The following is a 9,919-nucleotide window of genomic DNA, read 5'->3' as shown; positions in this document are numbered from 1 at the left end:
GGGCACTCGGCCGTGCCCGCCCATCGCCGTGTGCGCGGTTCAGCCCGCCAGACCGTGGCGGTGCGCGTACAGCGCCGCCCGTAGCCGGTCCGACTGCCCCGTCTTCCGCATCGCGTTGGTGAGGTGCTTCTTCACCGTGGCCTCGGCCAGCGCCAGTTCCCGGCCGATCTCGGCGTTGCTCAGCCCGCGGGCGAGCTGCGCGAGGACCTGGCGTTCCCGGTCGGTGAGCCCGCACTGCTGCGGCGGGGGTTCGGCCGCGTCCCCGGCCAGGCTCGCCGGCTGGAAGCGGGCCGGCGGCGGAGCGGGCAGGAACACCGAGCCGCCCGCGCCGGCGATGCCCACCGCGCGGATGATCCCCTCCTCGGGCAGGTCCAGCGGAAAACAGCCGCTCGCGCCCGCCAGCAGCACACGGCTCGCCTCGGCAGTGCTCTCCACGCGGCGCAGCAGCAGCACCCGGGCCTCGGGCACCACGTCGAGGGCGCGCAGCCGGGCCACCAGGGCCAGGTCCTCCGCGAGCGCCCCGCGTCGGCCCAGCAGCACCACGTCGGGCCGGACCCGGCGCAGCGCGTCCGGCAGCCCCGGCGTGTCCCCGGAGCTGCCGACGACCGTCGTGCCCGGATCGGCGTTCAGGACACTGCGCAGTCCCGCGCTGGCCACCGGGTGGCGCTCGGCGAGGAAGACCCGGGTGCCGGGTGCCCGAGTGTGGGCCCCCGGCCCGGCGCAGGCCGGGTGCCCGCAGTCGCAGGCGGCAGCCGCCCAGGAACGGCGGTACGGCGGCTGCCTGGTGGGGCGCTCCTCCGCCTCGGCCAGGAACTGGTGCCCGGCGATCATGTCGAGCGGGTTGTCGATCTCCGCGTGCAGCGCCCGCGGGTCACCGAAGGCGGTCGCGGTGGTCAGCGTCGTCACCACGAACTCTCCGGTATCTCACGGGAGATGACGCCGGATGGGCGATACGGCTTCACGTGTGGTCCCCTCAGCGATGGCGGATCGGCCTGGAGCGGGAGAGGGGCGCGGGGACGGACTGTCCGTCAGATCAGCGCCCGGCACACGGACGACAGGACTCGTCGAAGCACCTGCGGTGCCACGAGCCGCCGATACCGACCAGGGTGAAGTCGGTTCGCCGTTTGACCATGGCAACAGCGTAATTCGGCCGTTCGGCGGGGGTCAACAGCGGCCAGATCACACGTATATGAGGGAAGCGTGTATTCCGCACCACCGGTCCTATGACCACGGGTATCAGCATCAACACCTGGCTGGTTGTCCCCGCTCGCGCTCCCGCACGCTTCTCCCGCATCGCCCGCCCAGCCCAGGAAGGACCAAGCGCATGGCCGCGCACCCACATCCGACCCGGGAGACCGACGGATGACGCGGTACCTTCTGCGGCGTCTGCTGCTCGCCGTCCCCACCCTCCTCGGCGTCACCGTCGTCGTCTTCGCCGCCGTCGCCCTCGTCCCCGGCGACCCCGTGTCCGCGCTGCTCGGCCCCGGTGCCCCCGCCGAGGCCAGGGAACGGCTCACCGAACACCTGGGACTGGGCGAGCCGCTGCCGGTCCGCTACACGCGCTGGCTATGGCACGCACTCCACGGCGACCTCGGCGTCTCCATCTCCGCGCAACGACCGGTCGGGGAGCTGCTGTTGCCGGCTCTGGGCCAGACCCTGCTGCTCGCGGGCGCCGCGTTCCTGTTGGTGCTCACGGGCGGCACCCTGCTGGGCGCCCTCGGCGCCGGCCGCCCCGACGGGCCCGCGGCCCGGGTGTCGCGTGCCCTCAGCACGCTCGCGGTGTCGGCGCCGCAGTACTCGGTGGCCCTGCTGCTCATCGCCGTCTTCGCCATCGGGCTGCGCTGGTTCCCGGCCGGCGGCACCCACGATCTGTTCACCGGCGGCGGCATGGCCGACCAGTTGCACCATCTCGTGCTGCCCGCGGTGGCGGCGGCACTCGTCCCGCTCGGCCTGACCGCCCGGGTCTTCGGTGCCGCCCTCGGCTCCGTCCTGCATTCCGACCTGGCCGACGGGCTGCGCGCCCGGGGCCTGCGCCGCGCGGCCGTCCTGCGGCACTGCGTACACAACGCGTCCCCGGCCCTGCTCACGATCGGCGGGCTCCAACTGGCCTATCTGCTGGAGGGGGTGGTGTTCGTGGAGACCCTGTTCGCCTGGCCGGGCGTGGGCCGGCTGCTCTACGACGCGCTCACCGCGCGCGATCTGCCGCTGATCCAGGCGGGCGTGCTCCTCGTCACCGTCGCCTTCGTCGGCATCAACATCCTCGTCGACACCGCGCACGCGCTCATCGACCCCCGGCTGCGAGGTGCGCTGTGAGCCGACGCCCACCGGTCTCCGCGTATCTGGCGGCGGCCCTCCTCCTGCTCGCCGTCACCGGCCCGCTGCTCGCCCCCGACGACCCGGACGCGGGCAGCCTCCGGGAGCGGCTGTTGCCCCCGGGCAGCCCGGGTCACCTGCTCGGGACCGACACGCTGGGGCGGGACGTCCTCAGCCGCCTCCTCGTCGCGGCGGCACCCTCGCTGCTCGGCGGAGTGCTCCCGGTCGCCGTCGCCACCGTCGCCGGGGCGCTGCTGGGCATCGCCGCGGGCCTCGGCGGACGCCGCACCGAACACGCGCTGCTGCGCACCCTCGACGTGCTCTACGCCTTCCCTGGCGTCCTGTTGGCGATCACCGTCGCCACCGTGATGCGGCCGGGGACCCTGGCCACTGTCGTCTCGCTCTCGGTCGTGCTCACCCCGGCGGTCACCCGTGTCGCCTTCACCGAGGTACGGCGCATCCGCAGCGCCGAGTACCTGGAGGCCGCGCGGGTGAGCGGAGCGGGCGCGCTGACGGTCGCCGTCGGCCAGGTCGCTCCGGTCGTCACCCCCGTGCTGCTCGTCTACTCGTCCTCCCTGGTGGGGCTGGCCATCGTCTACGCCGCCGGGCTGTCCTTCCTCGGCCTGGGCGCGCCACCGCCCGCCGCCGAATGGGGTGCCATGCTCGACGAGCTGCGGCCCAGCCTGCTCACCCACCCCGAGGTCGCGGTGCTGCCCGCCCTCGCCGTCCTCGTCGTCTCCGTCGTCTTCAACACCCTCGGCGAGGCCCTGCGCCGCGGCACCGGGGCCGGCCGGACGCTGCTCACGGAGGCCGGCCGATGAGTGAACCGGAACGGCTGGACGTGGTGGACCTGACGGTCACCCACGGCGCGGTGCGGGCCGTGGACGGGGTGTCCCTGACCGTGCACCCCGGAGAGGCCCTGGTCCTGCTCGGGGAGTCCGGCAGCGGCAAGTCCACCCTCGCCCGCACCGTCCTCGGGCTGCCCGGCCCCACCGCCGAGGTCAGCGGCAGCGTGCGGCTGTCGGGCACCGACCTGCGCGCCCTGGGCGAACGGGCCCTCTCCGACATCCGCGGACGCCGCATCGGATACGTCCCCCAGGACCCGGACGCCGGGCTCGACCCGCTGCGCCGGATCGGTGCCCAGCTCGTCGAGGTGCTGCTGCGCCACCGGGTGGCCGTCGGCCGCCGCGCGGCCCGGCAGGCCGTCCCCGCGTTCCTGGACGCGACCGGTCTCACCGACCCCGACCGGGCGGCCCGCAGCTACCCGCATGAGCTGTCCGGCGGGCAGCGCCAGCGCGCCGTGATCGCCTTGGCCCTCGCCTGTGCCCCCGGTCTGCTGATCGCCGACGAACCGACCACGGCGCTCGACGCCCGGATCCGCAACCGCGTCCTCGACCTGCTCGCGGCGCGCGGCGCCACCCTGCTCGTGGTCACCCATGACATAGGCGTCGCCCGCCGTATCGGCCACCGGGTGGCGGTGATGCGATCGGGACGGATCGTCGAGACCGGCCCCGTGGACAAGCTCCTGACCGCCCCTGAACACCCGTATGCCGCCGCGCTGGTGGCCGCGCGGCCGGGGGGTCCTCGATGAGCCGCGGCACAGACGCCGATGCGGCGGGGGGCGCGGGCGCCGCGCCTAAGCGTGATACGAGGGCAGACACGGCCGGGACGGTCGGCGCACCGCCCACCCGGGAGGCGACGGTCATCGCGGCCCAGGACCCCGGCTCCCCCCGGGGCCACGCTCTCCTCCGCCTCGACCAGGTGTCCAAGCGCTACCGGCGCGGTCCCCTCGCCGTGAACGACGTCTCCCTGCGGGTGGCGCGTGGCGAGACCGTCGCGCTGGTCGGTGAGTCGGGGTCCGGCAAGTCGACCCTGGCCCGGCTGGCTCTCGGGTTGCTCACACCCGACTCCGGCACGGTCCGCTTCGACGATCACGACCCCCACCGGCTGCGCGGAGCCGCCGGACGGCGTATCCGTGCCCGGCTCCAGTTCGTGCCGCAGCAGCCGCGCGGCTCGCTGAATCCGGCGCTCCGCGCCGGGGAGGCGGTCGCGTTCGCCCTGCGGGTGAACGGCACACCGCGCCGCGAGCGCCCCGCGATCGTCGCCGATCTCTTCCGCAAGGTCGGCCTGGACCCGGGGCTCGCCCGGCGCCATCCGCGTCAGCTGTCCGGCGGGCAGGTGCAGCGCGTCGCCATCGCCCGTGCCCTGGCGACCGGCCCCGACCTGATCGTGTGCGACGAGCCGACCTCGGCCCTGGACACCACCGTGCAGGCCCAGGTCCTCGACCTGCTCACCGAGCTCCAGGAACACCTCGGCCTCGCCTACCTGTTCATCTCCCACGACCTGGCCGTCGTACGCCGTCTCGCGCATCGGGTCGTGGTGCTGTGCGAGGGACAGGTGGTGGAGGAGGGCACGGCCCCGGCCCTGTGGTCGGCGCCCCGTCACCCCTACACCCGCGCCCTGCTGGCCGCCGACGGCGGCCTCCCGGAGCCCCCCACGCCGACGCGGCCCGGCGATCCGGCGCCGGTCGGTGAACCGTCCACCCCCTGAACTCCGGCCCTGAACTCCACCCCCTGAACTCCGGCCCTGAACTCCACCCCCTGAACGACGACGAGGAACCCATGACGCACCACCACCCTCCATCCGCCCCCAGACGGCACAGCGGCCTGGCCGCCGCGCTGTTGCTGAGCCTCGCCGCGGCCGGGTGCGGCACCGGCTCCGCCGACGACGACGCATCCGGCGGCGCAAAGTCCGGCGGCACCCTCGTCATCGGCGCGACGGGCAAACTCCCCAACCCCGACACGGTGATCGGCGGCGCCGGCTTCGAGGGCAAACGCCTCGTGAGCTTCCAGATCTACGAGGGCCTGACCCGCTACGACCTGTCGAAGAGCAACCGCCCGTCCGAGATCACCAGCGCCCTGGCCACCTCCTGGAAGGTCGCCCAGGACCGCAGGACCTGGACGTTCACCCTGCGCAAGGGGGTCAAGTTCCAGGACGGCACCCGCTTCGACGCCGACTCCGTCGTCTTCAACCTCGACCGCTACCTGAACAAGAAGAGCCCGTACCACACGGACGCCCTCGGTGCCTCGGCGAGCGAGTACGCGGGTGACATCACGAAGTACCGCAAGCTCGCGGACGACCGGATCCAGCTCGTCACCAAGGAGCCCAATGGGCACTTCCCCCAGGACCTCGCCCACGTCCTGATCGCCAGCCCGACCGCCGTCCGCAAGACCGGCTCGGCGAAGTTCTCCGAACACCCCGTCGGCACGGGCCCGTTCCGCTTCCTCAGCCAGAAGGCCGGCGAACAGATCGAACTCGCCCCGTTCAAGGACTACTGGCGCGGCGCGCCCAAGCTGGACAAACTGATCGTGAAGGCGCTGCCCGACGCCGCCGCGCGCACGGCCGCGCTGCGCTCCGGCTCGGTCAACTGGATCGAGTACCCGAACCCCGACGACATGGCGAGCCTGGAGGCCGACGGCGCCAAGGTCGTCACCAACAGTTACGACCACCTCTGGTACTGGATCCTCGACACCACCGCCAAGCCCTGGAACGACCCTCGGGTGCGCCGGGCCGCCAACTACGCGATCGATCGCGAGGCCATCGCCGAGGACCTCCTGCACGGCACCGCCGACCCCGCCCACCAGGCCGCCCCGCACGGCACGTTCGCCTACGACCCGGCGAGCGACACCTATGGCCATGACCCCGCCAAGGCCCGGAAACTGCTCGCCGAGGCCGGCTACCCGAAGGGCTTCTCCACCTCCGTCACCGTCCCCACCGGCGGCTCCGGCAACCTGATACCGGTGCCCATCGCCGAGGCGGTGCAGCGCGACCTCGCCGCGGTCGGCATCAAGGTGGAGATCCGCAGCACCGACTGGTCGACGCTCATCAGCGCCGAGGCCAAGGGCGAGGTGGCCCGCGACTCGCAGGCCATCGCGCAGTCCACCACCCTCTTCCAGTCGGAGGCACTGCTGCCGCTGTTCATCGGTACCGGAAGCCCCTTCTGGACCGGCCACTACAGCAATCCCCAGGTCGACAAGTTGCTGGCCGCCGCCGGGGCGGAGGTCGACCGCAGCGCTCGCGAGGCCGACTACCAGCAGGCCCTGAAGCTGGTCACCGCGGACGCGCCCTGGCTGTTCGTCGTCAACGACCGCAACCCGAGGGCGCTCTCGCCCAAGGTGCACGGCCTCGTCCAACCGCAGTCCTGGTTCCTCGACCTCACTACCGTCTGGGTGTCCTCATGAGCCTCTCCCACGTTCCTTCGCCCGACCTGCCACCGAAGTGGGGCGTCACCCTGCCGCTGCCCGGGCTGACCATCGACCGGCACCGCTTCCTCGTCGAGCGGCTGCCCGACCTCGGCTACACGGACGTGTGGAGCGCGGAGGGCGGCGGCACCGACGCCTTCACCCCGCTCGCCACCGCCGCCGCCTGGTCGCCGACCCTGCGCATCGCCACCGGCATCGTCCCGGTGCACACCCGCGGCCCGGCCGTACTCGCCCAGACCGCCGCCACCCTCGCACAACTCGCCCCGGGAAGGCTCCTGTTGGGCCTGGGCGCGTCCGTGCCCGCGCACGTCACCGACATCAACGGCATCCCGTTCGACGAGCCGTTCAAGCGCACCCGGGACGTCCTGCGGTTCGTGACCCGGGCACTGCGCGGCGAGTACATCGCCGGCGACTTCGACACCTTCTCCATCACCGGCTACCGCCTGCCGCACCCGCCCGCCGACCCGGTCAAGGTGATCCTCGGCGCGCTGCGCCCCGGCATGCTGCGGCTGGGCTTCGGCGAGGGCGACGGAGCCATCACCAACCTGCTCTTCCCGGAGGACGTACCGAAGATCCTGGACGCGGTCGGACCGCAGCCGGCGGGCAAGGAACTCGTCGTGAAGGTGTTCGTCTGCCCCACCGAGGACACCGGTTACGCCCGCCGGGCCAGCCGCCCGTTCCTCGCCTGGATCCTCAACCGCGAGCCCTACCGCAAGTTCCACGAGTGGCTGGGCCACGGTGAGCTGCTGCGCGAGTCGCACGAGCGGTGGGCCGACGGCGACGTCGAGGGCGCGCAGAAGGCGCTCCCGGACGAGGCCGTCGACGGACTGTTCATCAGCGGCTCGCCCGAGGAGTGCCGCGAGCGCATCCTGCGCTACCACCGGCCGGGCGTGACGACGATCCAGCTGTATGTGTCGTTGCCGCCCGAGGTCTTCGTCAGCCGGGCCCGGGTCCTGGACACCCTGACCCGGCTCGGCCCGGCCGCGGCCAACTGACTCCCGCCCCCGGAGGCATCCCATGGAGCTCGACATACGCGGCGGAGTCCGCGCCGCACCCCTGCCCGGCGCGACACCCGAGGAGCGTCAGGCCCTGCGCTTCGTCCCCGCCCCGCGCGACCGCGACGCCGACCCGGAGTTCGTGGCCCGCAGCGCGCGGGAGAACGAGGAGGACGGGCTCGACAGCGCCCTCGTGGTGCAGTCGAGCTCCTGGCCGGACCCGTGGCTGGTGGCCTCCTGGGCGCTGGCGGCCACCAGCAGGCTCCGAGTGGCGGTGGCCCACCGGGTCGGCACCACCGCGCCCACCGTGGCCGCCCGCTCCCTGGCCACCCTGGACCGGCTCTCCGGCGGGCGGGCCGCCGCCCATGCCATCGTGGGCTCCAGCGACGCGGACGTGGCACGCGACGGCGACACCCTCGGCAAGGCGGACCGCTACCGCCGGGCGGGGGAGTATCTGGATGTCTTCCGCCGGACGCTGACCGAGCGTCAGGACTTCGACCACGACGGCGAGTTCTATACCGTGCGCGGCGCCCGCGCGGGTCTGTTGCCGCGGCCCCGCGCCGAGTTGCTGTCCTTCGGCGGCTCCTCCCCGCAAGGCGTGGCGCTCGCCGGCCGGTACGCCGACGTGTACGCGGTGTCGCCGCTGCCGCTGAGCGCCACCCGCCGACAGATCGCACGGGCCCACTCGGCGGCGGCGGAACACGGCCGGACCCTTCGGATCTGGCGCCACGTCACCGTCATCACCGCCCCCACCGACGGGGAGGCCGAGGAGCGCGCCCGGCGCATCCGCGAGGACGCGCTGCGGCTGACCTCGGGCCCGGGCGCCGCCCGCTGGCTGGACGCCGTGCAGCTCGACCGGGACCGTGAACGCGGCCGTGTCACCGGCGCCCACGAGCTGTCCGCCTATATCGCCCGCTCGGTGGCCGACGCGTTCGTCGGCTCTCCCGACACCGTCGCCGCCCGCATCGGCTGGCTGCGCGCGGCGGGGGTGGGCATCGTCCAGCTCGACATGCCGCTGGAGACCGACCAGGACCGGGAGTTGCGCCGGGCCCTCGTCGCCCGACTGCGCGCCGCCTACCTCCCGCCCTCGCCCCGCCGCGCCCCACACATCCGCCGCGGCTGGTGAACCCACCCGCCACGCCCGGGAGCCGCCTGCCCCGGTTCGGTACGTCCCTGACAAGGTCCGGTGACCGAATCGTGTCCGGCACGGCACTAGGGTTACTGCCCATGTGGCCAGAACAGCAGCCGCCAGGGGGCGAGCAGAATCCGCAGAGCAACCCGTATCAACAGCCGGGTTACCAGCAGCCGAATCCTTATCAGCAGCCCGGCTACCAGCAGCCCAACCCGTATGCGCAGCAGCCGCAGCAGCCGCAGTGGGGCACGCCCGCACCCGTCGGGGCGCCCCAGCCGCCGCAGCCGCCGCAGGGTGGTGGTGGCGGGAATCGGACGAAGCTCGTCGCGATCGTGGCGGCGACCGCGGTGGTCGTCGCGGCCGGCGTGACCGGATTCCTGGTGCTGGGCGGCGACAAGGACGACAAGGCGGACGACGGCACGGACAAGAAGGCCCGCCAGTCGCCCTCGGCGGACCCGGTGGCGAGCCAGTCGTCCGGCGCTGAGCCGAATCCGCGCGGCACCGAGACCGCGAAGCCGCTCGTCGCGGGCTGGAAGGTGGTCATCAACCCCAAGTGGGGCACCGCCTTCGACGTGCCCGCGGACTGGGAGATCGACTCCCCCGGCACCTCGATCGGCTTCGAGGACCGCAAGTCGCCCGATGCCAAACCGCTGATCATGATGTCGGCACCGGCCGAGTACAAGTCGAAGTGGTGCACCTCCGACGACGACAAGGACGGCCGGACCGACGACACCGCGCTGGCCGTGGCGGGCACCAAGGGCGAGAGCGGTGCCAAGAGCCCCGGCGAGGCGGCGATCCGGGGCGTGCCCTGGTGGGTCTACGGCGGCTACACCCAGCCGGACAAGAAGAGCATCACCTACGACAAGAAGGCCACGGACTACACCACCAAGTCGGGCGTCAAGGGCGCCTACGCCTGGGCCCGTTCGACCAACACCCCGCGCACCGGCAAGTGCGAGAGCGACGGCAAGGCGGTCACGTTCGCCTTCCGGAACTCGGCGGACGACATCGTGTCCTTCAACCTCTACGCCGCCAAGGGCGTGGACGGTGAAGTCGACACGGAGACCATCATGAAGATCCTCAACACGGTGCGCGCGCACGGCGAGCCGACGCAGTCCTGAGCAGGGCGGCCCCGGGCGGGGGCGGGCCCGGGCCGCGCGGCGGCCACCGGCCGCGGGGCCCCCGGGGGGGCAAGGGCCCGCGGGGGGGGGGCGGGGGCG

General features: G+C 73.3%; 9 protein-coding genes. 8 read left to right on the top strand and 1 reads right to left on the bottom strand.

What is annotated here, in order from left to right:
- Nucleotides 1-39: 39 nt before the first annotated feature.
- Nucleotides 40-906 (bottom strand): response regulator transcription factor, encoded by an 867-nt coding sequence (locus ACWEKM_RS44465; protein WP_451627011.1) that lies wholly within the window; start codon nucleotides 904-906, stop codon nucleotides 40-42.
- A 456-nt stretch (nucleotides 907-1,362) separates the two neighbouring features.
- Between ACWEKM_RS44465 and ACWEKM_RS44460 the strand changes: the two genes are divergently transcribed.
- The 8 genes from ACWEKM_RS44460 (at nucleotide 1,363) to ACWEKM_RS44425 (ending at nucleotide 9,820) form a co-directional block, all read left to right on the top strand.
- The gene (locus tag ACWEKM_RS44460; protein ID WP_451627010.1) at nucleotides 1,363-2,313 is read left to right on the top strand and encodes an ABC transporter permease; all 951 of its coding nucleotides are present in this window, start codon (nucleotides 1,363-1,365) and stop codon (nucleotides 2,311-2,313) included.
- Nucleotides 2,310-3,134, top strand: a complete 825-nt coding sequence (locus ACWEKM_RS44455; RefSeq protein WP_451627009.1) for an ABC transporter permease — start codon at nucleotides 2,310-2,312, stop codon at nucleotides 3,132-3,134. The genes ACWEKM_RS44460 and ACWEKM_RS44455 overlap by 4 nt, the downstream gene beginning before the upstream one ends.
- The gene (locus ACWEKM_RS44450) at nucleotides 3,131-3,904 is read left to right on the top strand and encodes an ABC transporter ATP-binding protein (protein ID WP_451627008.1); all 774 of its coding nucleotides are present in this window, start codon (nucleotides 3,131-3,133) and stop codon (nucleotides 3,902-3,904) included. The genes ACWEKM_RS44455 and ACWEKM_RS44450 overlap by 4 nt, the downstream gene beginning before the upstream one ends.
- Nucleotides 3,901-4,863: an ABC transporter ATP-binding protein gene (locus ACWEKM_RS44445; RefSeq protein ID WP_451627007.1), complete on the top strand. Its 963-nt coding sequence runs from the start codon at nucleotides 3,901-3,903 to the stop codon at nucleotides 4,861-4,863. Before ACWEKM_RS44450 ends, ACWEKM_RS44445 begins: the two co-directional genes overlap by 4 nt.
- 71 nt (nucleotides 4,864-4,934) lie before the next feature.
- On the top strand, nucleotides 4,935-6,554 hold the full coding sequence (locus ACWEKM_RS44440; RefSeq protein WP_451627006.1) for an ABC transporter substrate-binding protein: 1,620 nt from the start codon (nucleotides 4,935-4,937) through the stop codon (nucleotides 6,552-6,554).
- Nucleotides 6,551-7,570 carry an LLM class F420-dependent oxidoreductase gene (locus ACWEKM_RS44435; RefSeq protein WP_451627005.1) on the top strand — a complete coding sequence of 340 codons (1,020 nt, stop codon included), beginning with the start codon at nucleotides 6,551-6,553 and terminating at the stop codon, nucleotides 7,568-7,570. The genes ACWEKM_RS44440 and ACWEKM_RS44435 overlap by 4 nt, the downstream gene beginning before the upstream one ends.
- Nucleotides 7,571-7,592: 22 nt before the next feature.
- A complete protein-coding gene (locus tag ACWEKM_RS44430; RefSeq protein ID WP_451627004.1) occupies nucleotides 7,593-8,696 on the top strand; it encodes an LLM class flavin-dependent oxidoreductase in 1,104 nt (367 codons plus the stop codon).
- A 101-nt stretch (nucleotides 8,697-8,797) separates the two neighbouring features.
- Nucleotides 8,798-9,820 (top strand): hypothetical protein, encoded by a 1,023-nt coding sequence (locus ACWEKM_RS44425; RefSeq protein ID WP_451627003.1) that lies wholly within the window; start codon nucleotides 8,798-8,800, stop codon nucleotides 9,818-9,820.
- The last annotated feature ends 99 nt before the right edge of the window (nucleotides 9,821-9,919 follow it).

It is taken from the genome of Streptomyces sp. NPDC004752, from assembly GCF_053601275.1.
This window is presented reverse-complemented; position numbering and strand designations above follow the sequence as displayed.

Coding starts and splice junctions, on each gene's coding strand:
- ACWEKM_RS44460 (WP_451627010.1), top strand. CDS start 1,363: ATGACGCGGTACCTTCTGCGGCGTCTGCTGCTCGCCGTCCCCACCCTC.
- ACWEKM_RS44450 (WP_451627008.1), top strand. CDS start 3,131: ATGAGTGAACCGGAACGGCTGGACGTGGTGGACCTGACGGTCACCCAC.
- ACWEKM_RS44445 (WP_451627007.1), top strand. CDS start 3,901: ATGAGCCGCGGCACAGACGCCGATGCGGCGGGGGGCGCGGGCGCCGCG.
- ACWEKM_RS44440 (WP_451627006.1), top strand. CDS start 4,935: ATGACGCACCACCACCCTCCATCCGCCCCCAGACGGCACAGCGGCCTG.
- ACWEKM_RS44435 (WP_451627005.1), top strand. CDS start 6,551: ATGAGCCTCTCCCACGTTCCTTCGCCCGACCTGCCACCGAAGTGGGGC.
- ACWEKM_RS44430 (WP_451627004.1), top strand. CDS start 7,593: ATGGAGCTCGACATACGCGGCGGAGTCCGCGCCGCACCCCTGCCCGGC.
- ACWEKM_RS44425 (WP_451627003.1), top strand. CDS start 8,798: ATGTGGCCAGAACAGCAGCCGCCAGGGGGCGAGCAGAATCCGCAGAGC.